Raw genomic sequence first — 25,642 nt, 5'->3', positions numbered from 1 at the left:
CCGTGGAGAGGAACAACCCAAGTTAGCGCTCTACCAGCGCCGACGATTACAGTCAAAGAAACGTTCCGCGAACACAACCCAGAAGGAAGGCGAGAACCTGCCGTGAGCAGCGAAAACACGTTCGGCCAGAACAGCTGGCTGGTTGACGAGATGTTCCAGCAGTACAAGGACGACCCGAACTCGGTGGACGCCGAATGGCGCGAGCTCTTCGAGAACAAGGGCGCTCCGAAGACCGCGAAGGGCACCCCCAACGTCACCCCTTCCGCCGCGAGCGCGAGCGCGCCAAAGACCGACCCGAAGGTCGCACGCTCCACCGGTGCCCCGAGCCAGGACGGCCGCGAGACCAAGGTGGACGAGGCAGCCGCCAAGGTGGCAACCCAGCCGAAGCGCCCCGCCGCCGCAGCGAAGGCTTCCCCCCTGGACAAGGTCAACCAGATCGAAGCCGAGCCCGGCGAGTTCCAGCTCAAGGGCGCTTTCAAGGCCATTGCCAAGAACATGAACGAGTCGCTCGAGGTGCCGACCGCGACCACCGTGCGCGACATGCCGGTCAAGCTCATGTTTGAAAACCGCGCGTTGATCAACGACCACCTCAAGCGCACCCGCGGTGGCAAGGTCTCCTTCACCCACATCCTGGGCTACGCCATTGTCCTGGCCACCAAGCTGCACCCGGACATGAACAAGAACTACAAGGAGGACGGCAACAAGTCCTTCGCGGTGCAGCCGGAGCACATCAACCTCGGCCTGGCCATCGACCTGCCGGGCAAGAACGGCTCCCGCTCCCTGGTCGTCGCCGCCATCAAGGAGTGCGAGACCAAGTCCTTCAACGAGTTCGTCGAGGCATACGAGGACATCGTCGCCCGCGCCCGCGACGGCAAGCTCACCATGGACGACTTCTCCGGCGTGACCATCCAGCTGACCAACCCGGGCGGCATCGGCACCCGCCACTCCATCCCGCGCCTGACCAAGGGCCAGGGCACCATCGTCGGCGTCGGCGCAATGGACTACCCGGCAGAGTTCGCCGGCGCTTCCGAGGACCGCCTCGCCGAGCTCGGCGTGGGCAAGCTGGTCACCCTGACCTCCACCTACGACCACCGCGTCATCCAGGGCGCTGAGTCCGGCGAGTTCCTGCGCGACATCTCCCAGCTGCTCATCGACGACAAGTTCTGGGACGAGATCTTCCGCTCCCTGCGCATCCCGTTCGCGCCGCTGCGCTGGGCACAGGACGAGCCGAACACCGGCATCAACAAGGACACCCGCGTCATGCAGCTGATCGAGGCGTACCGCTCCCGCGGCCACCTCATCGCCGACACCAACCCGCTGCACTGGCACCAGCCGGGCCTGCCCAAGCCGGACTCCCGCGACCTGCTGATGGAAACCCACGGCCTGACCCTGTGGGACCTGGACCGCGTCTTCCACGTCGGCGGCTTCGGCGGCAAGGAGCAGATGACCCTGCGCGAGGTCATGACCCGCCTGCGTGCCGCCTACACCCTGAAGGTGGGCACCGAGTACTCCCACATCATGGACCGCGACGAGCGCGAGTGGCTGCGCGACCGCGTCGAGGCCGGCATGCCGAAGCCGACCGGCCCGGAGCAGAAGTACATCCTGCAGAAGCTCAACGCCGCCGAGGCGTTCGAGAACTTCCTGCAGACCAAGTACCTCGGCCAGAAGCGCTTCTCCCTCGAGGGCGCCGAGACCCTGATCCCGCTGATGGACGCCATCATCGACACCGCAGCTGGCCAGGGCCTGGAAGAGGTCGTCGTCGGCATGCCGCACCGCGGCCGCCTGAATGTGCTGTTCAACATCGTGGGCAAGCCGGTCGCCACCATCTTCAACGAGTTTGAGGGCAACGTGCGCGCCGCCCAGCAGGGCGGCTCCGGCGACGTGAAGTACCACCTCGGCTTCGAGGGCGAGCACATCCAGATGTTCGGCGACGGCGAGATCAAGGTCTCCCTGGCCGCCAACCCGTCCCACCTCGAGGCCGTGGATCCGGTCCTGGTGGGCATGGCACGCGCCAAGGAAGACCAGATCAAGTTTGCTAAGGGCCGCGAGGACCACCCGGTCGTGCCGCTGATGCTGCACGGCGACGCCTCCTTCACCGGCCTGGGTGTGGTCCAGGAGACGCTGAACCTGTCCCGCCTGCCGGGCTACACCGTCGGCGGCACCATCCACATCGTGGTGAACAACCAAATCGGCTTCACCACCACCCCGGACTCCGGCCGTTCCTCCTACTACGCCACCGACCTAGCCAAGGGCTTCGACTGCCCGGTGTTCCACGTCAACGGCGACGATCCGGAGGCAGCCGCCTGGGTTGCCCAGCTGGCCACCGAGTACCGCCGCGAGTTTGGCAAGGACGTCTTCATCGACCTGATCTGCTACCGCCTGCGCGGCCACAACGAGGCCGACGACCCGACGGTGACCCAGCCGGTCATGTACGACCGCATCCAGTCCCACCCGTCGGTGCGCACCCGCTACACCCAGGACCTCATCGGCCGCGGCGACATCACCGAGGAAGACGCAGAGAAGGCAGCACAGGACTTCCACGACCAGCTGGATTCCGTCTTCTCCGACGTCAAGGCAGAGAAGGGCCAGCCGAGCGAGCAGACCGGCATCACCGAGTCGCAGGAGCTCACCCGCGGCCTGGACACGAACATCTCCGAGGACCAGTTCAAGCGCCTCGCCGACGCGTTCGCGAACCTGCCGGAGGACTTCACGCCGAACAAGCGCCTGAAGTCCGTGCTGAAGAAGCGCGGCGGCTCGTTCACCGACGGCGACATCGACTGGGGCTGGGGCGAGCTGCTCGCCTTCGGTTCCCTGGCGGAGCAGGGCAAGTTTGTCCGCCTCGCCGGCGAGGACTCCCAGCGCGGCACCTTCACCCAGCGCCACGCGGTGCTGTACAACCCGGATAACGCCGAGGCGTACAACCCGCTGGACCACAACGCGCAAGAGGCCGACAACGGCGGCCACTTCCAGGTGTTCAACTCCGCCCTGACCGAGTTCGCCGGCATGGGCTTCGAGTACGGCTACACCCTGGGCAACAAGGACGCCGTGGTGGCCTGGGAGGCGCAGTTCGGCGACTTCGCCAACGGCGCGCAGACCATCATCGACGAGTACCTGTCCTCCTCCGAGACCAAGTGGGGCGAGCTGTCCTCGCTGATCGCGCTGCTGCCGCACGGCTACGAGGGCCAGGGCCCGGACCACTCCTCGGCCCGCATCGAGCGCTACCTGCAGCTCGTGGCAGAGGGCTCGATGACCATTGCCCAGCCGTCCACCCCGGCAAACCACTTCCACCTGCTGCGCCGCCAGGCTCTCGGCGAGATGAAGCGCCCGCTGGTCGTCTTCACCCCGAAGTCGATGCTGCGGAACAAGGCGGCTGTCTCGCAGCCGGCTGACTTCATCGAGGTGGACCGCTTCCAGTCCGTCATCGACGACCCGAACTTCGTCGAGCGCGGCAACAAGGTTGTCGGCGACACCGACAAGGTCACCACGATCATGCTGTGCTCCGGCAAGATCTACTGGGAGCTGGCCAAGAAGAAGGAGAAGGAAGGCCGCGACGACGTCGCGATCATCCGCGTGGAGATGCTCCACCCGATCCCGTTCAACCGCCTCGCCGACGCGTTCAAGAACTACCCGAACGCCAAGGAGATCCGCTGGGTCCAGGACGAGCCGGCAAACCAGGGCGCATGGCCGTTCTACAACGAGCACCTGCGCACGCTGATCCCGGACATGCCGGAGATGGTCCGCGTGTCCCGCCGCGCCCAGTCCACCACCGCAACCGGTGTGGCCAAGGTGCACCAGCAGGAGGAGAAGCAGCTGCTCGAGGAGGCATTTGCAAAGTAGCTTGACGACGGGAGCGCCCCCGGTGCTCCCCCACAAGCGTCAGGGCCCCGGGATACCCCGGGGCCCTTCCTTGTGTCTGGGGCCTACCTAGCGCGCGCCGGCGCTGTCTGCGGAATCGCCCGCCGCTGCCCCGTCCTCGTCCGCCTCCGGCAGCTCGTCGTCGTAGATGTTGATGTGGGCGTTTTCCACCATCCACGCCGCCAGCGTGTCCTGGACGTCGGCGCCGCCCTCGATGTCTTCGACCATCTCCTCCAGCGACTTGGTGGAAATGACGCGGGTGATGAAGTTCAGGCGGTTGATCTCGCCGCGGTCGAAGCCGGACTTCTCGAACAGCGGGATGATGTTCTGCGGCAACTCGCCCGCGCGGCCGCAGCTCTGCGCCGGCGAGGGGTCCACGGTTCGCAGGGTGCTGGGCAGGCTAGCGATGGCTTGGTCGTAGACCACGTCCGAGAACCCGGCCGGTGCATCCTTCGCCTCCTTCTTTAAGCGCTTGGCGGCCTCCACGTCGGTTTCTTCGACGAGGCGGCCGGTGCATGTCACCACGAAATCCACCGGGGTTTCCTTGAGCACCCGCAGCGTGTCGCCGGCGGAGAAGTCGGCAGCGGTCACGCTGGTGGGCCTACCCAGCTGCTGCAGCACGCGGCTGTAAATCTCGCCCAGGACGCGCTGCTCCGGGTCCTCGGCGTCGATGCCGATCGCGATCGGTTCCTTGCTCGTGCTCTTCTGGCCTAGCGCAGCGCATCCGGACAACGCCCCGGAGACCGTCAGTGCGCACACGGAAAGCGCCGCCGCGGCGCGGTAGTGCTTATGCATCGGGGTTGGGGTGCGGCGTGTCGTCGATAGGCAGCTGGCCCGCGATGAGGTCGCGCGCCTGCGGTGCGGAATCCGGCTCGCAGAGCACGTCGTAGCGGCCCGCCACGATCGTCGTCGCCGAGGAGAAGTCCCGCTTGCCGCCGGTGAACGCGTAGGCCACCGCCGCGAAAATCACGCCGAAGATCGCGCCGATGACCAGCGTGGTGGTAAACGTCACCCAACCCGAGCCCGGCTCGGTGAACACCGACAGGATCAGGCCGATGAACAGGCCCATCCACAGGCCGGAAAGCGCGCCGGTGCCCAGCACCTTGCCCCAAGTCAGACGGCCCGTGATCTTCTCCACCTGCATCAGATCCACGCCCACGATGGACAGCTTCTCCACCGGGAACTCCTTGTCAGATAGCGAATCCACCGCCGCCTGCGCCTCCGCGTAGGTTTTGAAGCTGCCGACAGGCCAGCCCGTGGGAACCTCGCGCGCAGGCACACGGGAAGAGTTGCTCATGGGATTTGTCATGCCCACCAGTGTATCCGCTCGCCTCCGGGTCACCGTTATACTGCAGGGCAACATGGCTACAGAACAAAAAATCACAGAGCAGGACGTCCTCGCGGCACTCGAGCGCGTGGAAGACCCCGAGATTGGCAAGCCCATCACCGAGCTGGACATGGTGGAATCCGTGCGCATTAGCGGCACGGACGTGGCCGTGGGCATCTACCTGACCATCGCCGGCTGCCCCATGCGCGACACCATCGAGTCCAACACGCGCGCGGTACTAGAGGAACTCGACGGCGTCGGCGACGTCTCCGTCACGCTGCACACCATGAGCGACGAGCAGCGCCGAGCGCTCGCGCTGAAGCTGCGCGGCGAGCAGACCGGGCCTGCGATCCCGTTCGCGGACCCGGACACGCGCACCCGCATCTACGCCGTCGCCTCCGGCAAGGGCGGCGTGGGCAAGTCCTCCATGACCGTGAACCTGGCCGCCGCCCTCGCCGCGCAGGGCTTAAGCGTCGGCGTGGTGGACGCGGACATCTACGGCCACTCCGTGCCCGGGCTGATGGGCTCGAACGACAAGGGCCCCACAGTGGTCGACGAGATGATCATGCCGCCGATCGCCCACGGCGTGCGCCACATCTCGGTGGGCCAGTTCGTGGAAGGCAACGCGCCGATCGTGTGGCGCGGGCCCATGCTCACCCGCGCGATCCAGCAGTTCCTGGCCGACGTGTACTGGGGCGATCTGGACGTGTTGTTCATGGACCTGCCGCCTGGAACCGGCGACGTGGCCATCACGGTGGCGCAGCTGGTGCCGAACGCGGAGCTGCTCATCGTGACCACTCCGCAGGCCGCCGCCGCGGAGGTGGCGGAGCGCGCCGGCACGATCGCGCAGCAGACGGACCAGAAGATCGCCGGCGTCATCGAGAACATGTCCGGTATGACCATGCCCGACGGGACCGTGATGAACATCTTCGGCGAGGGCGGCGGCGAGCAGGTCGCCGAACGCCTGACGCAGCTGACGGACTCCGACGTGAAGCTGCTCGGCTCCATCCCCCTGGACCCGCAGCTTCGCGAGCACGGCGACACCGGCACCCCCGTCGTCATCTCCGAGCCAGACTCCCCCGCCGCCAAGGCCATCCAAGCGGTCGCGGATCAGCTGAAGGTGCGCCGCGAATCCCTCGCCGGCAAGAGCCTCAACCCGCAGGTTAAATAACGTCCTCCCAGGAGAAGCTCCTGCCTTTCGACGGCCGCTCCGCCTGATCCGGCTGTGCAGGCTGCTCCGGCCGCGGCGGCTCCTGCGCCGCGGGGCGCGGGCCCGAGCGGGTGGGCTCGGGCGTGGCCTGGCGCGGATCGACGGCCTCGTCCTCGAACAACACCTTCGCCATCGCGCGGCGCGGGCCCATCGACGCGTACTGGGACACGGTGTTGATCGGCTTTTTAAACTCCTCAAAGTCCTCTAGCTCCCCGTTGAGCTCAGCCTTGGCGTTGTTGATGGCCTTCTTCGCGGCGTAGATGGCCGCACGCACATCCTCCACAACGGCGGGCAGGCGTTCGGGCCCGATCACGATGAGCCCGATGATCAGGATGAAGAAAATCTCGCCCCAGCCGATGTTGGAAAACACCTACAACACCCTACTCCCCGCGGCGCTTCAGCGCGCCCAGAGCCGATTGCAGCGCCGAGCTGAGGTTGGCGCCTAGATCCCTGACCCGGTCGCGAGGGCCTGGCGCCTCACCCACCTCGCCCACCCTGTCGAGGTCCCCGGCGCTCATGCCGGCCAAGCGCTCCACTAGCGACGCCGGGGCGTGCACGGCCGAGTTGTCCACCACGCGCAGCCGGTTCGCGGCGCGGCGCTGGGCGTCGACCTCGGCGCTGCACTCGTCGCAGTCGGTCAGGTGGCGGGCGGCGCGGCGAAACGCTGAATCAGACAGCTCACCGTCGACGAAGGCGGCAACCGCTTCCGGGTTCAGGTGGTCGGTGGAGTTGAATTCGCGTTTGGCCATGGACATCATCACGTCGCTTGGTTAGCGGGTGCGGATGAGCTCCTTCGCGTGCGCGTCGTCAAGCGCCTGCGCCTCCAGCGACTCGCGCAGCTGCGCGCGCCCGCGGTGGATGCGCGAGCGCACAGTGCCCATCTTCACGCCGAGGGTGTCGCCGATTTCCTCGTAGGTCATGCCCATGACGTCGCAAAGCACGACGGCGACGCGGAAGTCCGGCGCCAAATCATCCAGTGCGCGCTGCAGCGCCGGGTCCAGGTTCGCCACGTTGTATGCCTCCTCCGGCGTCATGTCGGTGCCCGGGACGCGCTCGTAGTCCTCCGGCAGCGCCTCCATTCGGATCTTCGCGCGGCGGCGCACCATGTCCAAAAACAGGTTGGTAGTGATGCGGTGCAGCCACCCTTCGAAGGTGCCCGGCTGGTAGTTCTTCAAGCTCCGGAACACGCGCATGAACGTCTCCTGCGTCAGGTCTTCCGCGTCGTGTTGGTTGCCGGACAGGCGGTAGGCAAGGCGGTACACGCTGTCGGCGTGTTCCTGCACCAGCTCCGACCAGGTGGGCATGGCCCCCTCGCCCGCGTCGAACGCGGCAGTGCCGGACAGCTGGTTCTCCTCAGAGGTCATAGCAAGTAGTCTGGCAGATCAACCTCCCAGATGCCAGCACGCCAGCTGTGAGCTCCCTGGGCGCATGCGCCCCGCTATGATTGCCGGTGTGAGTGAGACAGCGTTTACCCAACTGAGCACCTACATCGACTCCCGCCGGGACCACCTGCCGGAGGCGGTGGGCGAAGCACTCGCCCGCGCCCGCGAGGACGCCGGGGAAAACGGCGTGCCGGTTCCCAGCCAGATCGTGGGCGATTTGCTGTCCGTGCTGGCGGCGGGCAACGAGGCCGCCCAGGGCGCGGTCGCGGTGACCCCGGCCGCGGGTGTGGCGGGCCTGCACATCCTCGCCGGCCTGCCCGAGAAGGCCACCCTGACCTGCATCGAACCGGAGGCGGCGCTGCAGGCAGGCGCCAAGGAGGCGTTCCGCGCCGCGGGCTTCGCGCCGTCGCGCGTGCGTTTCCTCACCTCCCGCCCGCTCGATGTGATGGGCCGCCTGGCAACGGGCGCGTACCAGCTCATCTACGCCGACGTCTCGGCCGTGGAGCTGCGCCCGCTCATCGACGCCGCGTGGCCCCTGCTCGCCCCCGGCGGCACACTCGTCATCGCAGGCTCGCTTCTCGACGGCACCGTGGCCGACCCCACCCGCCGCGACCGCGAAACTGAGGCGGCGAGGGAGGCTGACGCTTTCGTCGATACGCTGGCGCTCGAAGAGGCCGCCATTGCGCGCCTGCCTCTCGACAGCGGGCTGACGCTTCTGACCAAGCGGCGCTAAATCACCTCGTTTTTGCCCACGCACACCACGCCGCTGTCGGAGACGTTGAAGCGCTCGCGGTCGCGCTCGGGATCCACCCCGATGATCTCCCCGTCGGAGACGTAGACGTTTTTGTCCAGGATGCAGTGGCGCACCACCGCGCCCTTGCCCACGCGCACGCCCGGCATCAGCACTGAGCCTTCCACGGTGGCGCCTTCCCCAACGCGGACGTCGGTAGACAGCACCGAGTTGCGCACTGTCGCGCCCGAGATGATGGAGCCGGACGCCACGATGGACTCCTGCGCGATGCCGCCCATGACGAACTTCGCCGGCGGCAGGTTGTCCTCCTCCGTGGCGTGAATGGGCCACGCCTTGTTGTAGAGGTTAAACACCGGGTGCGAGGAAATGAGGTCCATGTGGGCTTCGTAGAACGAGTCCACGGTGCCCACGTCGCGCCAGTAGCCGCGGTCGCGCTCCGTGGCACCCGGGACCTCGTTGCGGGAGAAGTCGTAGACGTTCGCCTCGCCCTGGGCCACGAAGTACGGGATGATGTCGCCGCCCATGTCGTGGGCGGAATCCTCATTCTGCTCGTCCTCCAGCAGCGCCTGGATCAGCGCCTCGGTGGAGAAGCAGTAGTTGCCCATCGACGCGAACGTGGTCTCCGGGTCGTCGGGGGTGCCCGGCGGGTCGGCGGGCTTTTCCAGAAACTCGGTGATGGTGCCGTCGTCTGCCGCCTGGATGCAGCCGAACGCGTGCGCCTCCGAGCGCGGCACGCGGATGCCCGCCACGGTCGCGGCCTTGCCCGAGGCGATGTGGTCCTCCACCATCTGCGAAGGATCCATGCGGTAAACGTGGTCCGCGCCGAAGACCAGCACGTAGTCCGGCGCGTCGTCGTAGATCAAGTTCAGCGACTGCACGATCGCGTCCGCCGAACCCGAGTACCAGCGCTTGCCGCGGCGCTGCTGCGCCGGCACCGACGCGATGTACTGCTGCGTCGGGCCGGAGACGTTCCACGCAGTAGCGACGTGGCGGTCCAGCGAGTGCGACTTGTACTGCGTCAGCACCGCGATGCGCATGTAGCCCGCGTTGACCAGGTTGGACAGGACGAAATCGATGAGACGGTAGTTGCCGCCGAACGGCACGGCGGGCTTGGCACGGTCGGCGGTCAACGGAAACAGACGCTTGCCCTCACCGCCGGCGAGGACGATGGCGAGAACCCGAGGCTGGCTTTTCATACTAACCAGGCTAATGAGAAATTCAGGCCCCTGCAGGGAATCGCGCGGGTAAGTAGGCTCGGCGGTCATGAAAGTCGGAATGTTCACCCGCGAATACCCACCGGAGGTCTACGGCGGCGCCGGCGTCCACGTCACCGAGCTGACGCGCTTCATGCGCGACATCGTCGAGGTGGACGTGCACTGCATGGGCGCACCGCGCGACGCAGCAGGCGTCTACGTGCACGGCGTCGACCCCGCGTTGGCGGAGGCCAACGGGGCGATGAAAACGCTGTCCACCGGCCTGCGCATGGCCGACGCCGCCGCCGGCCTGGACGTGGTGCACTCCCACACCTGGTACGCGGGGCTCGGCGGGCACCTGGCCGGCCAGCTGCACGAAATCCCCCACGTGGTCACCGCCCACTCCCTGGAGCCGGACCGCCCGTGGAAACGCGAGCAACTCGGCGGCGGCTACAACGTCTCCTCCTGGTCGGAGAAGAACGCCTTCGAATACGCCGATGCGGTCATCGCGGTCTCCGCCGGAATGAAGGAAGCGGTACTGCGCGCATACCCGCGTATCGACGACACTAAAGTCCACACCGTCCTCAACGGCATCGACCCGGAGAAGTGGTACCCCGACTCCGGCACCATCGCCGAAGAGCTGGGCGTGAACCCGGACAAGCCCGTTGTGGCCTTTGTCGGGCGCATCACACGCCAAAAGGGCGTGGCGCACCTGCTCAAGGCCGCCCAATCCTTCGACGAGGACATCCAGCTCATCCTGTGCGCCGGGGCCCCGGACACCAAGGAGATTGCGGCGGAGACCGAAGGGCTCGTCGAAAAGCTGAAGGCGTCGCGCGACGGCGTGTTCTGGATCCAGGAAATGATGCCGCCCGAGAAGGTGCGCGAGGTGTACTCGCTGGCAGACGTGTTCGTCTGCCCGTCCATCTACGAGCCGCTGGGCATCGTGAACCTCGAGGCGATGGCGTGCGAAACCGCCGTGGTAGCCTCGCGCGTCGGCGGCATCCCGGAGGTCGTCGTCGACGGCGAAACCGGCGTGCTGGTGGACTACGATGCCGACGACACCGCGGGCTTCGAAGCCGCCTTGGCCGAAGCCGTCAACGCCGTCGCAGGCGATGCCGAGCGCGCCGCCGCCCTAGGGGCAGCCGGGCTCACGCGGGCCAAAACCGACTTTTCCTGGGCGACCATTGCGCAAGAAACCGTAGAGATTTACAAGGGGCTGAACAGATGACCGTTTACCGTCCGGAACTGCACGTCACCGCCGAGCGCGGCATCCTCGAAGGCCCCGCCGGCATCTACCGCACCGGCAAGGCAGCCGAGCGCATGTGGAACATGTTCTACCAGTACCGCCCCACCCCCGACGCACCGAGCCGCTGGGGCCACCAGCAAAGCGAAGAAGACGCGTTTAGCTGGGTGGACTGCAACGACGTCATCGTGCCCGTCGGCGGCGAAATCGCCGTTCGCGCCGGCAGCATCTCCCCCGCAGGCGACGGCGTGGACCTGTTTTTCACCTCCGCCACCGCCGCCGGCAGCACCATCCAGGTCGCGCACGTCCCCCACGTCAACGAGCTGTGCTCCGACCTCGACGACGACGCCGACCTCGACGTCTCCGGCGCCGCAGCCCGCCTCGGCGCCGTGGTCGAAGACGTCGCAGGCGTGAGCAACTTCCGCTCCCCCTGCGTCGTGCCCGACTGGGACGCCGACACCGACCGCGACGACGACCACGACGGCTGGCTCATGCTCGCCGTCTCCGGCCCCGAAACCGCGCCGAAGCCAGTCGTGCTCACCTCGGACGACGGCCGCGACTGGAAGCTCGAAGGCGTCCTCGAATTCGAAGGCGACACCGGCTTCGACCTCGACACCTCCTTGGTCGCCCCTCGCATCGTGCGCCTGCGCGACGAAGTGGACGGCCAGATCCGCGACGTTTTGTTTGTCACGCTCGAACGCGACGGCAAAGACACCGCCGTCTACGCCGTCGGCGAGCTGCGCGGCCACACCTTCCGCGTGGACACGCCGTTCACCATCGTCGACCACGGCCACGACTTCACCCGCCCCCGCAACACCACCTACAGCCTGGCAGAAACGGCGAAGCTGTACGAACGCGCCTACTTGTACGGGTTCATGACCAACACCGACCGCGCCGGCGACCCCACCCAAGAACCCAACTGGGACGCCGAAGGCTGGGCCAACGCCCTGACCTTGCCGCGCCGCATCACCCTGCAGGGCGGCCGCCTCTACCAGGTGCCCGCCCCGGGGCTTCCGGACGCGGTGGACAGCACCGACCGCGCCCGCATGTGGGCCGGGCTCTGCGAGGTCGCGCCAGGAGCCTCCGTCGTCGTGGAGGTGCTCGACGGCGACGGTGAACCGGGCGTAGAGATCACCCACTCCGGCGACCAGATCGTCCTCGACCGCAAGGACGGCTCCCCCGCCAGCGCCGAGCTCCACGACGACGACGAAGACAACATCACCGTCATCGTCGACGGCGCCACCATCGAGGTCTACGCCGGCGGCGGCAGCGTGGTCATGTCCTCGCGCGTATGGCTCAACGACGGCTGCTCCGGCATCCGCACCCGCGCCTACAACGGCGCGGAAATCCACTCCGAGTGGCGCCGCGGCTACGTGCGCTAACGCTTATGCCTTGCGCATGCGGATCAACTGCGCACGCGCGGTGACCCGCATCTGCTCCGGCAGCTCCGCCAGGCGGGCCTGAAGCGTGCCTGAGTCCAGGTGGCGTGCCGACGGGCTCATGCCCACCTGGGCGGCGATAGCATCGCGCTCCAGCAGCATCGGAAACTCGATGAGCTCAGGATCCGCCGCCGGGACCAAGTGGCCCTCGGACTGGGCGATAAGGCGCTCGACCTTGCCTTCTTCGACGCCGAGGATGCCCAGCGGCTCGCGCAGCTCATCCAGGTGGCCTTGGTCGGCGACGAGCATGACAGCCTCGCCACCGTCCACAAGCACGCGCGCGAACTCAGCCGGGTTGCGCGGCGCGAACACGACGGCAAGCGCGTGAACGGAGCCGGTGCGGATCGGCAGCTGCTCCCACACGTCCGCCACCACAGCGCTCACGCGCGGGTGGGACTTGGCCAGGTGCTTCGCCGCCGGCACGGACACATCCAGGCCAACGCCGCGCGCGCCTGCGATCAAGTCCAGGGTGTGGGCGAGGTAGTAGCCGGTGCCAGCGCCGGCCTCCATGATCACCGGGTGCTCGGTGTCGCCGGCGGCGCGCTCCACCACATCGGCGAGCGCGTCGGAGACAGCCTCCACGAACGGGGCGAAGTGGCCGTTGGACAAAAACGTCTCGCGGGAGTTGACCATCTCCAGCGAGTCACCCTCGTGCCCAATGCCCTTGCCGGCGGCGAGGGTGACGTAGCCCTGCCTGGCCACGTCATAAGAATGCCCCGATTCGGAGACGAGACGGGAAGAATCGTCTTCGCCCCGAAGCGGGGTGAGATCTGCCGGGTCGGCGAGCACGTCCACAATGTCGTTGAGCATGTGGCGATACTACCGCGTTCGGCGCGTTAGGCTTCTGCGGCCTCCGTGAGCAGTCGGCCGAGCTCGCCGGCCTCCTCCTTGGACAGCTCCACCACGAGGCGGCCGCCGCCGTCGGACGGGATACGCATCACGATCTTGCGGGACTCCTCCACCGCTTCCATCGGGCCACTGCCGGTACGCGGCTTCATTGCTGCCATTCGTCTACGCTCCTTTTACTTCGCGATAGTTGACGTAGACGATTCTACCTGAGCATCCTGCCTCTCGACGGGCCCAAGGTTGCCACCAGCCAACTGCTCCAGCAGCGCATCCACCTGATCCATGCGGTAGCCGCGGTGCACAACCTCGAGCTGGATATCGCCGAAATTGCCCTCCTCCACGGCGCGGCGGTTGGCTTCCTTGACGTCGGCGGTCGGCGGCATCGGCGGCTGTGCCTCGCCGCGTCCGAAGACGGAGGCGAACACGCGCACGCCGATGATGCTCAGCAGTGCGACGATGAGGATTAACACGATCCAGGAAAGCATGCCGGTTAGTTTAACCGTCCACCCAGGCGGGGCGCTCGCGGACCTGTATTTCGCCCACCCCGGCGCGCGCCAAGATCGTGCGGGAGACCACGTCCGCCATGGGCCCCAGTTGCGTTAGCGGGCGGTTGCGGTGCGTGCGCGGGCTCAGCTCGGCTTGCGCGATGGAGGCGGGGGTGTGGGCGGAGGCGACGTCGATGAGCAAGCCAGCCTCGACGCCGTAACCTGCGACGAACGGGAGACCAAGCGCGGTGCGGCGGCGGATGGCGTACTCGCCGGCGAGCGGCTGGCGGATGTGGGCGAGCTGCGGAAACAGCGCGCGCAACAGCGGCTTGGCGGTCAGTTCGGTCACGCGGCCGCCGGCGCGGGCGCGCTCGTAGGAGGCTTTGACCAGGTGGACGCCCGGATCCGACAACGGCTCCGCAAGCGCGTCGACCCACCACGGCTTAAGCGAGGTCACGTCCGCGTCCACGAAAACCACGACGTCGCCGGCGGCCGCCTTTACCCCGCGCCACAGGGCCTCGCCCTTGCCCTCCCACGGCTCGCGCGGGTCCACCTCGCGCCACGGCACCACCCTCGCGCCCGCGGCTGCGGCGCGGGCGGCGGTGGCGTCCGTGGAGTCCGGGTCGATCACCAACACCTCGTCGACGCTCGATGCCAAACACTTCTCGACGACACCGCCCACCGTCTCCTGCTCATTCAACGCAGGAATGACCACACTGACCCTCACGCGAGCCCCCGGACTGTGTGGAGCGGGGCCATCTCGCCCTGGATCGCGGCGGTCATGCGGATCACGTCCAGTGTGGCCTCGACCTCGTGCACGCGGAACGCCGCCACCCCGCGCGCGGCCGCCCACGCGGTGGCGGCGAGGGTGCCGGGGACGCGCTCGGTGATGTCCGCGCCGAAAAGCCCGCGGTTCAGCGTCTCGCCGACGAAGTCCTTGTTCGACAGCGCCATCAGCACCGGCCAGCCCGTGGCCACGAGCTCGTCCACGCGCCGCAGCAGCTCCAGGCCGTGGTAGGTGTTCTTGCCAAAATCGTGGGTCGGGTCGATGAAGATGCGCTCCTCCGGCACGCCCAGCGATGCCGCGCGCTCGGCCAGCGCCGTGGTCTCGGCGATGACGTTGGCGACCACGTCGTCGTAATGCACCCGGTGCGGGCGCGTGCGAGGGGTGATCCCGCCGGTGTGCGAGCAGACGTAGCCCACCCGGTGCTGTCCGGCGACCTCTACCAGCTCCGGGTCGAAACCGGCCCACGTGTCGTTGATCAGGTCCGCGCCGGCGGCGATCGCGGCCTCCGCCACCGGCGCGCGCCACGTGTCCACGCTCAACGTCACGTCCGGGTGGCGTCCTCGTGCGGCGGCGATCAGCGGCACGACGCGGTCGATCTCCTCGGCAACGTCCACGTCATCGCCGGGACCTGCTTTGACCCCGCCGACATCGATGATGCTGGCGCCGGCGGACACGGCGCCGTCGATACGCAAAAGTGCTTTCTCGGAAGCGAACGTCGCGCCTTTGTCGTAGAACGAGTCGGGTGTGCGGTTGACAATCGCCATCACCTCGGCGAGCTGCTTAGTCATCCTTGAGGCGCTGATCCGTCATCACCTTGTGTGTGTCCACGATGTGCGCCACCGCCTCGTCCACCGAGTCGGTGACCAAAAACAGCTTCTCGTCGCCCGGCGAAATCAACCCGCGGCCCAGCAGCTGCTGCTCAATCCAAGCCACCAGCCCAGACCAAAACTCGGTGCCCATCAGCACAATCGGGAAGTTGGTGACCTTGCCGGTTTGCACCATGCACAGCACCTCGAAGACCTCGTCCATCGTGCCGAAGCCGCCCGGCAGGGCGATAAACGCCTGCGAGTACTTCAAAAACATGGTCTTGCGGGCGAAGAAGTAGCGGAAGTTCAGCCCCAGATCCACCCAGTCGTTCAAACCCTGCTCGAACGGCAGCTCAATGCCTAGGCCCACCGACAGGCCGTCGGCGTTGTGCGCGCCGCGGTTCGGGCCCTCCATCAAGCCCGGGCCGCCGCCGGTGATCACCGCGTAGCCGGCCTCCACCAGCGCCCTGCCAACGTCGTAGGACAGCTGGTACTCGTCCGTGCCCTCCCCCAGGCGCGCCGAGCCGAACACGGTGACGGCCTTCGGCATCTCCGAAAGCGCGTCGAAGCCCGCGACGAACTCGCTCTGGATGCGCATCACGCGCCACGGGTCCTCGTGGCGCCACTGGCTGTCCGCGTGCCCGAACGCCTCAAGCAGGCGCTGGTCGAACGTGGACGCCTGGTGGTCCGAACCGCGCAGCGCGATCGGGCCGCGCAGCTTCCGGTCGCGCTCCGGGCGGGGGATGTTCAGCGGGGCCATTGACTACTCGCTTTCGTTAACGCTCAGGTACGACATCAGCTGCTCGAAGACCTGCGTGATCTGGTCCGTCGGGCACTGCTCGTCCTTCTTGTGGGCAAAACCAGGGTCGCCGGGGCCGAAATTGACCGCGGGAACACCCAGGCTAGAAAAGCGCGCGACATCCGTCCATCCGAACTTCGCGCGGAAATTCCCGCCCACAGCCTTGACTAGGCCGGCGGCCACCGGGTCGCCCAGGCCTGGCAGCGCGCCCGGCGCGATGTCGTCGTAGGTCAGCGTGAGCCCGTCGTCAAGCGAAAGCGCTTCCTCCAAGTGGGCCTTCGCCTCCTCCACGGAGCGGTCCGGCGCGTAGCGGAAGTTCACGATCAGCCGCGCGTGATCCGGGATGGTGTTGGTGGCCACAAAGCCCTCCAGGCCCACCACGTTGAGGCCCTCGCGATACTCGCAGCCGTCGATCTCGACCGCGCGCGGGGTGTAGTCGGCGATGCGCGTGAGCACACCGGCCAGATCGTGCGCGGCGTTGTGGCCGAGCCAGCTTCGCGCAGAGTGCGCGCGGGTGCCGTGCGCGTCCACGAACACGCGGATGGTGCCCTGGCAGCCGGCCTCGATGATGGCGCCGGACGGCTCGCCGAGCAGCGCGATGTCGCCCTCGAGCCACTCGGGGTGGTCGCGCTCCAGGTGGTGCAGGCCGTTGTACTCCTGCGCGACCTCCTCGCCCTCGTAGGCGATAACGGTCAGGTCGTGGTCCAACTTGCCAGGCTCGGCCAGGCGCGCGAAGGCTGCCAGGTAGCAGGCCATGCCGGATTTCATGTCGACGGATCCGCAGCCGTGCAGGGTGCCGTCGACAAGCTTGTGCGGCGTGTTGTTCGCGAGCGGGACGGTGTCGATGTGCCCGGCCAGCACCACCCGCGACCCCAGGCCGAAGTTCGTGCGCGCCACCACCGTGTTGCCGAAGCGCGCAACCTCCGCGTGCTCCAGGCCGCGAAGCGCGCCCTCGACGGCGTCCGCGATCGCCTCCTCGTGATGCGAGGGCGACTCGATGTCCACGAGCGCCGCAGAAAGTGCAATTGGGTCGGCGAAGAGATCTAAGGAAGTCACACGGCGATCCTACGTTTAGACTCGCAGGCATGTCTCGAGGAGCGCGCGCCGTCGGAATCGCCAACATCGCCATGAACGGCACCGTGCTGGACACCTGGTTCCCGTCGCCGGAGCTACTACCTATCGACGGCACCTCCGGCACCCACCGCGTCTCCGCCCACGAACTCAGCCCGAAGTTTCTGAAACTTATTGGCGCAGACCACGACCGGCTGGTGGAACTCGTGCCGGTGCGCACCGTCATCGCGGACCTGGACGCACCACCCATCGACGCGCACGACGTGTTTCTGCGCCTTCATCTGCTGTCGCACCGCATGGTGGAGCCGCTGACGATCAACATGGCCAGCGCGCTGGAGCTGCTGCAGCCGGTGGTGTGGACCAACAAAGGCCCGTGCCTGGCGGACAACTTCGAAACCGTGCGCACCAACCTGCGGGCGCGTGGGCTGATTCACGTCTACGGCATCGATCGGCTGCCGCGCATGGTGGACTACGTCGTGCCGTCCGGGGTGACCATCGCCGAAGCAGAACGCGTGCGGCTCGGGGCGTACCTGGCCGAGGGAACTTCAGTCATGCGCGAAGGCTACGTCTCCTACAACGCCGGCTCGCTGGGACCTGCGCGGATTGAGGGGCGGCTGTCGTCTTCCGTGGTGGTCGGCGGCGGGACCGATCTGTCGCTGTCGTCGGCGCTGATGGCGTCACGGGTCAGCGAGTTCGAACGCGCCTCGATGCGGGTCGGGCGGGACTGCCGGCTGCACCCGTCAGCCGGCGTGATCGGGGTGGATTTGGGCGACCGGTGCGAAATCGGCGTCAACGTCATGCTCGAACCGGACACCATGGTCTTCGACGTGGAAACCGGCACCCAGGTGCCCGCGCGGACCATCGCCGGGCGCGCCGATCTTCGCATCGAACGCGAACCGTTTTCCACCTCGCCGGTGGTGCGGCGGAACACTTTAGGCGTCGATTAGCGAAAACTTGCGGAATATATTGCCCTTGACGCAATAGCTTGCGTTTAAGGTGTTCGACATGTCGACACCAGTTTCCCCCGTCGCGGAATCCACCGCGCTCGCCCGCGGGCTGAAGACACGCCACCTGACCATGATGGGCCTCGGCTCCGCCATCGGCGCCGGCCTGTTTTTGGGCACCGGCGTGGGCATCGCAGCCGCCGGGCCCGCCGTGCTGATCGCGTACGTCATCGCCGGATTCATCACCGTCTGCTTCATGCAGATGCTCGCCGAGATGGTCGCCGCCAGGCCCTCCTCCGGCACGTTTTCCACCTACGCCGCCCAGGCGTTCGGACCGTGGGCCGGGTTCACCATCGGCTGGCTGTACTGGTTCATGATGATCATGATCATGGCTGTGGAGATCACCGGCGCCTCCGCCATCGTCGCCGCGTGGTTCGGCATCTCGCCGTGGATCCCCGCGCTCGTGGCCATCGTGGCGTTTACCGTGATCAACTTCTCCGCCGTGAAAAACTTCGGCGAGTTCGAATTCTGGTTCGCCCTGATCAAGGTTGCGGTCATCGTCGCGTTTTTGATCATCGGCGTGGCGCTGTGGCTCGGGCTGCTGCCCGCCGGCGGTTTCGTTGGGCTGGAAAACGTCAGCGAGGTCGGCTTCATGCCCAACGGCTGGTCCGGCGTGGCCACCGCGCTGTTAGCCGTGGCGTTCGCGTTCGGCGGCATTGAGCTGGTCACCGTCGCCGCCGCCGAATCCGAGGACCCGCAGGCAGGCGTGCACTCCGCTATCCGTTCGATCATCTGGCGCATCTCCGTGTTCTACATCGGCTCCGTGCTGCTGATCGTCCTGCTTTTGCCGTTCGACCAGATCGGCGGGGCCGACTCCGCCGCCGACTCCCCTTTCACCGCCGTGCTCGAGCTGGCCAACATCCCGGGCGCGGTGGGCATCATGGAGGCCGTCATCGTCGTGGCGCTGCTGTCCGCCTGCAACACCCAGATCTACGGCTCCTCGCGCTTCCTGCAAAACCTCGCCGTGCGCGGCGACGCACCCGCCTCCTTCGGCCGCACCGACACCCGCGGCGTGCCCATGCGCGCCGTCGTGGTCTCCGTCGCCTTCGGCTTCGCCGCCGTGGCCCTGCAGTACTGGAACCCGCCGGGCCTGCTGGCATTTTTGCTCAACGCGGTCGGCGGCTGCCTGATCGTGCTGTGGATCGTCGTTGCCCTGTCGTTCGTGCGCATCCACCCGAAGCTCGTCGCCACCGGCGAGATCACCGAGGTGCGCATGTGGGCGCCGGCCGTCCTTCCGTGGGTCATGATCGCGCTCGCCGCAGGCGTCATCGCGCTGATGGTGGCCGACGCGGACGGGCGCTTCCAGATGCTCGCCGTCACCGTCGTCGTCGGCGTCATCGCCGTCGCCGGCGTGATCCACCAAAACGTGCAAAAGAAGGCGGTCGGGTGATGGCCGGCGGGACGTCGACAAGCAACAGCGATCTCGGCTCCGGCCTGAAATCGCGGCACCTCACCCTCATGGGGCTCGGCACCGCCGTGGGCGCCGGGCTGTTCCTCGGCGTCGGCGTGGGCATCCGCGCCGCCGGGCCCGCGATCCTCATCGCCTACGCGATCGCCGGGCTGATCGTCATCGCCGTGATGCGCATGCTCGGCGAAATGGCCGCCGCGCACCCCTCCTCCGGCTCCTTTGCCACCTACGGGCGCATGGCGTTCGGCCACTGGGCCGGGTTTCTGCTCGGCTGGATCTACTACTTCCTGCTGATCATGGCGTGCGGCGCCGAACTCACCGGCGCCTCCGCCATGATGGCCGGCTGGTTCGGCGTGCCGCAATGGGTGCCCGGCCTCATCGTCGTGGTCGTGCTCACCGCCGTGAACCTCGCGCAAGTCAAAGGCTTCGGCGAGTTCGAGTACTGGTTCGCCATGATCAAAATCGCCGTCATCCTGGGATTCTTGGTCATCGGCGTGCTGCTGTGGTCCGGCGTGCTGCCTGCGAGCGGGTTCGTCGGCTTCGGCAACGTGCGCGAATCCGGCTTCGCCCCCAACGGCATCGCCGGCATCGCCGCAGGCCTGCTCGCGGTGGCGTTCGCGTTCGGCGGCATCGAAGTGGTCACCATCGCTGCGGCCGAGTCCGAAAACCCTTCCGCCAACGTCAAGCGCGCCGTCAATTCCATTATCTGGCGCATCGCGCTATTTTACATCGGCTCCGTGACCGTGATCATCCTGCTGCTGCCGTACACGGCGATCGACGGCGCGGACTCCGCCGCCGACTCCCCCTTCACCGCCGTTTTGGAAATGGCCAACATCCCGGGCGCAGCCGGGTTCATGGAGGTCGTGATCGTGCTCGCGCTGTTGTCCGCGTTCAACGCGCAGATCTACGGCACCTCGCGCCTGGGCTACCAGCAGGCGCTCGAGGGCGATGCGCCAGCGTGGATGGCGCGCACCAACGCCGCCGGAGTACCGCGCAATTCCGTGCTCGTCTCCGTGTTCTTCGCATTCGTGGCCGTGGGCCTGCAGTGGTGGAACCCGCCGGGGATGATCGACTTCATCATGTCCGCCACCGGCGGCTGCCTCATTGTCACCTGGATCATGATCACCCTGAGCTTTATCAAGCTCCACCCGCGGATCAGCTCCTCTGCGGTGCGTGTGCGTGGAGCGTCGTGGGTGCCGTGGGTGACCCTGGCGGCGCTGCTGGGGCTGACGGTGCTCATGCTTTTCGACGACGCTTCGCGCTCCCAGGTCATCAGCGTCACCATCCTGTCGTTGTTTTTGATTGCCATGTCCTTCCTCACCCGTAGCCGGGGTGCCGTAAGGTGACTGGCATGAATTCCCCAACTTCCGCGATTGCGCGCGGCGTCGCCACCATCACCCACGACGGCACCGTGCTTGATGTTTGGTACCCCGCCCCGTTAGTAGATGAGCCGGTTGAGGAAACCGGGACGCGTCGGTTAGCAGAGCCCGACGCCCGCTTCGAAGACCTCGTCGGCCCCGACGAGGCGCGCGGGGTGGCGCGCGTGGCCGTGGAAACGGCAATCAAGGACCTGGCCGAGCCGGCCGTGGACGCCTACGACGTCTACCTGCGCCTGCATCTGCTGTCGCACCGTCTGATCCGCCCCCACGGCGCGAACATGGACGGCGTGTTCGGCCTGCTGTCCAACGTGGTGTGGACCAACTACGGCCCCTGCGCCGTCTCCGACTTCCAGATGACCCGCGGCCGCCTTGCCGCAAAGGGCCCGGTCGTGGTGTTCTCCGTGGACAAGTTCCCCCGCATGGTCGACTACGTCGTGCCGTCCGGCGTGCGCATCGGCGACGCCGACCGCATCCGCCTCGGCGCCCACCTCGCCGAAGGCACCACCGTCATGCACGAAGGCTTCGTGAACTTCAACGCTGGCACGCTCGGTGCCTCCATGGTGGAAGGCCGTATCTCCGCGGGCGTTGTCGTCGGCGACGGCACCGACATCGGCGGCGGCGCCTCCATCATGGGCACCCTGTCCGGCGGCGGCAAGGAAGTCATTTCGCTCGGCGAGCGCTGCCTCCTCGGCGCCAACGCGGGTGTGGGCATCTCGCTCGGCGACGACTGCATCGTCGAAGCCGGCCTCTACGTCACCGCCGGCACCAAGGTCGTACTCACCGCCCCAGTGGCCGAAGCGCTGGGCAAGGAGCCCGGTACCGAGATCAAGGCGCTGGAGCTCTCCGGCGCGAACGGCCTGCAGTTCCGCCGCAACTCCGTTTCCGGCTCCGTCGAGGCGGTGCCCGCAAAGGGCATCGAGCTTAACGAAGCGCTGCACGCCAACTAACGTGCCCCTCCTCCGGGACACGGAGCTGACGCTGCTCCCCTGGCGCGATGTCGAATCGTTGCCAGGGGTGCGCGCCGACATCATCGCGTCGTGCAACGACCCGGTAATGGTGCGCTGGACCACCGTGCCGCACCCCTACACGCCCGAGCACGCCGACGAATTCCTCGCCGTTGTGCCGGAGGGTGTCGAGCGGTGGGCGTATGTGGTTGACGTCCGGCACAGCGGCAACATCGAACTACGCCCCGGCGGTGTACTGGGTTACAACACCGCGCCGTGGGCCCGCGGCCAGGGGCTCACCGCCCGCGCACTGCGACTTGTCGCCGCCCACGCGTACACCCAAGGTCTGCGGCGGCTAGAACTGCACATTGCCGTGGACAACGCTGCCTCGCGCCGCACGGCCGAGAAAGCAGGCTTCACATACGACGGGCTTCTCCCCGACCCGGTGCGCCTGCGCGGCCACGAGGACCAGATGGCCCGCTACGTGCTCCGCGCTCCAGAGGAACCGGAGCCGAACAGCACCTCCATCGCCCCGTAGGGGTGGTACCGGTTCGCCGCGGGGACCCCGTTGGGCGATACCCACATGGGCTTGCCCTTGACGCGTTTGACGCTGCCGCGGCGGTTCGCGTGCGAGCCGATGTCGTGGTTGACCTGGTTGTGGTAGCGGCACACCGGCACGAGGTTGCGCATGTTCGTCTCGCCGCCTTCGGCCCAGGACTGCATGTGGTGGATCTCGCAGGCATCGGAGCCGTGGCGGCAGCCCGGCCACGGGCACACGGTCAACGTCATCCGGGCGAGGTCGCGCTGCTTGTCGTTGGCGTAGCGCTGCGTCTGGTACAGGTTCAACGCACCTTCGGTCGGGTGGAACAGCGCGACTTCCGCGAGCTCGGGCTCCGATGCCAGGTATTCGGCGCCGGTGATGGTCGTGCCGTCGGTGAGCCCGAGGATCACGTCGTCTCCGTCGCCGGAGAGGATCTGCACGTGCTGGTCCAGCCCAACAACCACGATCGGGCGACGCGCGGCGAAAGGTATGCCCCCTCCGCAGCCGCGGACCAGATCGAGGAATCTTCGCAGCATCTGCGGTCCCGGTGGCTTGGTCGGGTCGAGGTCCTCGCGCAGGTAGGCCTCGATGTCGGCGGCGTCGTGCTCGTCGGCAGTAATGCGGATCGTTCGTCGGCCGTGCACCGACCGTCCAAAAGTGACCTGCAGCTTCGGTTTGGTCCGCGCCGGTTTAAGAATCAGCCGGTCCGCTTTCGCTTTGAGCTCGTGGTGGGTGCTGAACTTTTCCAGCAGCTTGCGGCGCACGCGCCACCGCTCGGCTTCGTTGGGGATCTTCTTTAACCGATCTTCGATGTAGACCAGCTGGCTCAGCGGGAACTCTTCGGCGGCCTTGCGGGCGAGGCGTTGGTGTTTGGTCCATCGGGTGGCGCCGAAATAGACCTTGTGGATGGCTTCCCACTTGCTGGCCAGGTTTGGTATCACGCCGGCGGCGATGGCGGCGCGCTTGTCAAAGCCTTCAAGCACGCGGATGGTCGGTTGTGTGTTCAGAAACACTTGGAATGGTGTCATGGCAGACAAGCTATGACCGCGCAAGCCCCGACACTAGACCCGGGCCAAAATGTGGATAACTTTTCCTGAGAATTTCACAATCCCCAGCTAGACGGCGGATTTTAGTTTTCCGAAGGTCCAGAATCTGTTGATGATGAAGTTTACCGGCATGGCAATGAACGTCGAGATGGCTAGCGCCCAGTAGGACTTGGTGCGCAGCCCGGAGGAGTCGTCGAAGATGTGGTCCGGCAGGCCAACTGGCGTGGTGGGGTTCATCAAAAGCGTCATGCACGTCAGCGACACCGCGAACGCGAGCGCGCCGGTGGCCAAGAAGGGGAAGAACCCGCGCAGCCAGGAGCGCGCGTGCACCCCACGGAATGTCCAGGAGCGGTTGAGCTGGTAGTTCCAGGTGTTGGCCAGCACGAACGCCAGGGTGTACATGACGTGGTACCAGCGCACGTTCCAGCGGGTGGAACCAAGTTGCATCACCACGTCGTTGGCGTGGAGGTCAAGGCCGTTTTCCAGGGCCTTGTTAGCCAAGTAGAACACGATAAAGTTGACCAGCACGCCGGAGCCGCCGACGATGCCGAAGCGCAGAAACTGGCGCAGTCCGGCGACGAATCGCACCGCTGTGCTCCCGCCGGCTGGGGCGGCGGTGTGCTCGTGCGTCACGGTCAACCTCCTCGGAAAAGTACGCAAAACTTACGTGAGTGTAGTCGCGGGAGGTCGACGCTATGAAATCAGGCGCTTGGCGGCTTCGTTGATGCGATCGTCGGTGGCGGTCAGCGAGATGCGCACGTGGTTCGCGCCGGCGGGCCCGTAGAAGTGGCCGGGGGCTGCCAGGATGCCGCGGTCCGCGAGCCATTCCAGGATTTCGCGGGAGCTCATTGCTTCTCGACGGCACCAAAGGTACAACCCGGCATCAGAGTCGTCGATAGTAAAGCCTGCTTCAGGCAGCGCCTTCATGAGTTCGACGCGGCGCGTGGCGTAGGTGGAGCGCTGCAGTTCCTCGTGCAAGTCGTCGCCGAGGGCCGCGACCATGGCGGCCTGGATGGGGCCCGGCACGATGAGGCCGGAGTGCTTGCGCACGAGAAGCAGCTCCTGCACCAGCTTCTCGTCGCCGGAGATGGTGCCGGCGCGATAGGACGCCAGGTTGGACGTCTTCGACAGCGAGTGCAGGGCGAGGAGCCCGGTGTTGTCGCCGCCGGTGACGGAGGGGTGCAGGATGGACACCGGCTCGGCGGACCAGCCGAGGTAGAGGTAGCACTCGTCGGAGGCGATGATTGCGCCGGTGTCGCGGGAGAACTCCACCCAGGCACGCATCTGCTCTGCGGACACCACTGCCCCGGTCGGGTTCGACGGGGAGTTGACGAAGACTAGCGAGGCGTCGCGCGGGGCAGCCGCGGGGTCGTCGCAACGCACGACTTCGCATTCGGCCATCAGGGCGCCGACCTCGTAGGTGGGGTACGCGACCTCCGGGATGACCACCTTCGCGCCGCGCAGGCCCAAAAGCGTGGGCAGCCACGCCACGGCCTCCTTCAGGCCGATGACGGGCAGCACGGAGCGCTCGTTCAGCGCGGCGATGCCGAAGCGGCGGGCAAGCGAGGAGACGATCGTGGCACGCAGTTCAGGCGTGCCAGCGGTCTGCGGGTAGCCGGGGGCCGCGGCGGCCTCGGTCAGCGCGAGTTGGATCGACGGCGCGACCGGGTCGACGGGGCCGCCGACGGACAGGTCGATCAGCCCTCCTTCGTGCGCGGCCGCGCGTTCGCGCACGTCCGCGATGGTGTCCCAGGGAAAGTCCGGTAGCCGCGATCCGAGTGGAGTGCGAGCCAAGGGCCTAGTCCTGGTTCTGCGGCGGCAGGGCGGCCACGAACGGGTGGTCGAAGTCCTGCGGGCCGGTCTTGGCGGCACCGCCTGGGGAGCCGAGTTCGTCGAAGAAGCCGACGTTGACATCATAGTATTCGGCCCACTCGTCGGGGGTGTCGTCCTCGTAGAAGATGGCCTCGACCGGGCATGCCGGCTCGCAGGCGCCGCAGTCGACGCACTCGTCGGGGTGGATGTAGAGCATGCGCTTTCCCTCGTAGATGCAGTCGACGGGGCACTCTTCAACGCAGCTGCGGTCCAAGATATCGACGCACGGTTGAGCAATCACGTAAGTCATGGCA

The 25,642-nt window shown here is 67.0% G+C and carries 27 protein-coding genes; 10 read left to right on the top strand and 17 right to left on the bottom strand.

The genetic code is table 11. The annotated features are described in order from the left end of the window. The first annotated feature begins 102 nt into the window (after window positions 1-102). A complete protein-coding gene (locus CIHUM_RS04480) occupies window positions 103-3,837 on the top strand; it encodes a multifunctional oxoglutarate decarboxylase/oxoglutarate dehydrogenase thiamine pyrophosphate-binding subunit/dihydrolipoyllysine-residue succinyltransferase subunit (RefSeq protein ID WP_034999746.1) in 3,735 nt (1,244 codons plus the stop codon). Between the two features lie 87 nt (window positions 3,838-3,924). Here CIHUM_RS04480 and CIHUM_RS04475 read toward each other — a convergent pair whose 3' ends face one another. Further along, window positions 3,925-4,650: a type 2 periplasmic-binding domain-containing protein gene (locus CIHUM_RS04475; protein WP_034999743.1), complete on the bottom strand. Its 726-nt coding sequence runs from the start codon at window positions 4,648-4,650 to the stop codon at window positions 3,925-3,927. After that, a complete protein-coding gene (locus CIHUM_RS04470; protein ID WP_051106468.1) occupies window positions 4,643-5,164 on the bottom strand; it encodes a YflT domain-containing protein in 522 nt (173 codons plus the stop codon). Before CIHUM_RS04470 ends, CIHUM_RS04475 begins: the two co-directional genes overlap by 8 nt. Window positions 5,165-5,216: 52 nt before the next feature. Here CIHUM_RS04470 and CIHUM_RS04465 point away from each other — a divergent pair, with 52 nt between their 5' ends. Beyond that, on the top strand, window positions 5,217-6,353 hold the full coding sequence (locus tag CIHUM_RS04465) for an Mrp/NBP35 family ATP-binding protein (protein ID WP_034999740.1): 1,137 nt from the start codon (window positions 5,217-5,219) through the stop codon (window positions 6,351-6,353). Here the strand turns inward: CIHUM_RS04465 and tatB are convergent. The 3 genes from tatB to sigE are packed head-to-tail and all read right to left on the bottom strand — an operon-like array spanning window position 6,346 to window position 7,756. Continuing rightward, the gene (gene tatB / locus CIHUM_RS04460) at window positions 6,346-6,762 is read right to left on the bottom strand and encodes a Sec-independent protein translocase protein TatB (protein ID WP_034999737.1); all 417 of its coding nucleotides are present in this window, start codon (window positions 6,760-6,762) and stop codon (window positions 6,346-6,348) included. The two genes, CIHUM_RS04465 and tatB, sit on opposite strands and share 8 nt — an antisense overlap. Before the next feature lie 10 nt (window positions 6,763-6,772). Continuing rightward, window positions 6,773-7,141, bottom strand: a complete 369-nt coding sequence (locus CIHUM_RS04455) for an anti-sigma factor family protein (protein ID WP_148363853.1) — start codon at window positions 7,139-7,141, stop codon at window positions 6,773-6,775. Between the two features lie 21 nt (window positions 7,142-7,162). After that, entirely contained in the window at window positions 7,163-7,756 is a 594-nt protein-coding gene (gene sigE / locus CIHUM_RS04450; protein ID WP_034999735.1) for an RNA polymerase sigma factor SigE, read from the bottom strand. A gap of 76 nt (window positions 7,757-7,832) precedes the next feature. On the opposite strand from sigE, the gene CIHUM_RS04445 reads away from it, so the two are divergent. Continuing rightward, window positions 7,833-8,507: an O-methyltransferase gene (locus tag CIHUM_RS04445; RefSeq protein WP_034999732.1), complete on the top strand. Its 675-nt coding sequence runs from the start codon at window positions 7,833-7,835 to the stop codon at window positions 8,505-8,507. On the opposite strand, the gene glgC is transcribed toward CIHUM_RS04445, so the two are convergent. Then, window positions 8,504-9,721 (bottom strand): glucose-1-phosphate adenylyltransferase, encoded by a 1,218-nt coding sequence (glgC, locus tag CIHUM_RS04440; protein ID WP_034999730.1) that lies wholly within the window; start codon window positions 9,719-9,721, stop codon window positions 8,504-8,506. The genes CIHUM_RS04445 and glgC overlap by 4 nt on opposite strands. 67 nt (window positions 9,722-9,788) lie before the next feature. Between glgC and glgA the strand changes: the two genes are divergently transcribed. Together glgA and CIHUM_RS04430 are read left to right on the top strand one after the other, a co-directional pair. Then, window positions 9,789-10,946 carry a glycogen synthase gene (gene glgA / locus CIHUM_RS04435; RefSeq protein WP_034999728.1) on the top strand — a complete coding sequence of 386 codons (1,158 nt, stop codon included), beginning with the start codon at window positions 9,789-9,791 and terminating at the stop codon, window positions 10,944-10,946. After that, window positions 10,943-12,343: a GH32 C-terminal domain-containing protein gene (locus tag CIHUM_RS04430; RefSeq protein WP_034999726.1), complete on the top strand. Its 1,401-nt coding sequence runs from the start codon at window positions 10,943-10,945 to the stop codon at window positions 12,341-12,343. Before glgA ends, CIHUM_RS04430 begins: the two co-directional genes overlap by 4 nt. A gap of 3 nt (window positions 12,344-12,346) precedes the next feature. On the opposite strand, the gene CIHUM_RS04425 is transcribed toward CIHUM_RS04430, so the two are convergent. From CIHUM_RS04425 to dapE, 7 genes are read right to left on the bottom strand one after another with little or no spacing between them, the layout of a single operon-like run. After that, window positions 12,347-13,210, bottom strand: a complete 864-nt coding sequence (locus tag CIHUM_RS04425; RefSeq protein ID WP_034999724.1) for a class I SAM-dependent methyltransferase — start codon at window positions 13,208-13,210, stop codon at window positions 12,347-12,349. 26 nt (window positions 13,211-13,236) lie between these two features. Beyond that, window positions 13,237-13,407, bottom strand: coding sequence for a DUF3117 domain-containing protein (locus CIHUM_RS04420; protein ID WP_070475087.1), 171 nt, complete (start codon window positions 13,405-13,407; stop codon window positions 13,237-13,239). A 15-nt stretch (window positions 13,408-13,422) separates the two neighbouring features. Then, window positions 13,423-13,731 carry a hypothetical protein gene (locus CIHUM_RS04415; RefSeq protein WP_034999721.1) on the bottom strand — a complete coding sequence of 103 codons (309 nt, stop codon included), beginning with the start codon at window positions 13,729-13,731 and terminating at the stop codon, window positions 13,423-13,425. A 10-nt stretch (window positions 13,732-13,741) separates the two neighbouring features. Continuing rightward, complete coding sequence (locus CIHUM_RS04410) at window positions 13,742-14,458, bottom strand: glucosyl-3-phosphoglycerate synthase (protein WP_034999719.1); 717 nt, start codon at window positions 14,456-14,458, stop codon at window positions 13,742-13,744. Beyond that, on the bottom strand, window positions 14,455-15,306 hold the full coding sequence (folP, locus tag CIHUM_RS04405) for a dihydropteroate synthase (protein WP_034999710.1): 852 nt from the start codon (window positions 15,304-15,306) through the stop codon (window positions 14,455-14,457). Before folP ends, CIHUM_RS04410 begins: the two co-directional genes overlap by 4 nt. Next, entirely contained in the window at window positions 15,299-16,084 is a 786-nt protein-coding gene (locus tag CIHUM_RS04400) for an LOG family protein (protein ID WP_034999708.1), read from the bottom strand. The genes folP and CIHUM_RS04400 overlap by 8 nt, the downstream gene beginning before the upstream one ends. A gap of 3 nt (window positions 16,085-16,087) precedes the next feature. Continuing rightward, entirely contained in the window at window positions 16,088-17,179 is a 1,092-nt protein-coding gene (dapE, locus tag CIHUM_RS04395) for a succinyl-diaminopimelate desuccinylase (protein WP_034999706.1), read from the bottom strand. 29 nt (window positions 17,180-17,208) lie between these two features. On the opposite strand from dapE, the gene CIHUM_RS04390 reads away from it, so the two are divergent. The 5 genes from CIHUM_RS04390 to CIHUM_RS04370 are packed head-to-tail and all read left to right on the top strand — an operon-like array spanning window position 17,209 to window position 22,467. Then, entirely contained in the window at window positions 17,209-18,141 is a 933-nt protein-coding gene (locus CIHUM_RS04390) for a 2,3,4,5-tetrahydropyridine-2,6-dicarboxylate N-succinyltransferase (RefSeq protein ID WP_034999704.1), read from the top strand. 58 nt (window positions 18,142-18,199) lie between these two features. Continuing rightward, a complete protein-coding gene (locus CIHUM_RS04385) occupies window positions 18,200-19,588 on the top strand; it encodes an amino acid permease (protein ID WP_034999702.1) in 1,389 nt (462 codons plus the stop codon). Beyond that, on the top strand, window positions 19,588-20,952 hold the full coding sequence (locus CIHUM_RS04380; RefSeq protein WP_034999700.1) for an amino acid permease: 1,365 nt from the start codon (window positions 19,588-19,590) through the stop codon (window positions 20,950-20,952). Before CIHUM_RS04385 ends, CIHUM_RS04380 begins: the two co-directional genes overlap by 1 nt. A 5-nt stretch (window positions 20,953-20,957) precedes the next feature. Beyond that, window positions 20,958-21,932, top strand: coding sequence for a 2,3,4,5-tetrahydropyridine-2,6-dicarboxylate N-succinyltransferase (gene dapD / locus CIHUM_RS04375; protein ID WP_034999698.1), 975 nt, complete (start codon window positions 20,958-20,960; stop codon window positions 21,930-21,932). Between the two features lies 1 nt (window position 21,933). After that, window positions 21,934-22,467, top strand: a complete 534-nt coding sequence (locus CIHUM_RS04370) for a GNAT family N-acetyltransferase (protein WP_051106466.1) — start codon at window positions 21,934-21,936, stop codon at window positions 22,465-22,467. On the opposite strand, the gene CIHUM_RS04365 is transcribed toward CIHUM_RS04370, so the two are convergent. The 4 genes from CIHUM_RS04365 to fdxA all read right to left on the bottom strand — a co-directional run bounded on the left by CIHUM_RS04365 (window position 22,410) and on the right by fdxA (window position 25,638). Then, window positions 22,410-23,498, bottom strand: coding sequence for an HNH endonuclease signature motif containing protein (locus CIHUM_RS04365; protein ID WP_074432041.1), 1,089 nt, complete (start codon window positions 23,496-23,498; stop codon window positions 22,410-22,412). The genes CIHUM_RS04370 and CIHUM_RS04365 overlap by 58 nt on opposite strands. Before the next feature lie 87 nt (window positions 23,499-23,585). Then, on the bottom strand, window positions 23,586-24,149 hold the full coding sequence (locus CIHUM_RS04360) for a GtrA family protein (protein ID WP_243427167.1): 564 nt from the start codon (window positions 24,147-24,149) through the stop codon (window positions 23,586-23,588). 60 nt (window positions 24,150-24,209) lie between these two features. Next, on the bottom strand, window positions 24,210-25,310 hold the full coding sequence (gene dapC / locus CIHUM_RS04355) for a succinyldiaminopimelate transaminase (RefSeq protein WP_034999695.1): 1,101 nt from the start codon (window positions 25,308-25,310) through the stop codon (window positions 24,210-24,212). A gap of 4 nt (window positions 25,311-25,314) precedes the next feature. Then, the gene (gene fdxA / locus CIHUM_RS04350; protein ID WP_034999693.1) at window positions 25,315-25,638 is read right to left on the bottom strand and encodes a ferredoxin; all 324 of its coding nucleotides are present in this window, start codon (window positions 25,636-25,638) and stop codon (window positions 25,315-25,317) included. Window positions 25,639-25,642 lie beyond the last annotated feature (4 nt).

Source organism: Corynebacterium ihumii (assembly GCF_028609825.1).
GTDB lineage: Bacteria > Actinomycetota > Actinomycetes > Mycobacteriales > Mycobacteriaceae > Corynebacterium > Corynebacterium afermentans.
Note: the sequence above shows the minus strand (reverse complement) of the source record. Positions and strands in the feature narration are given on the sequence as shown.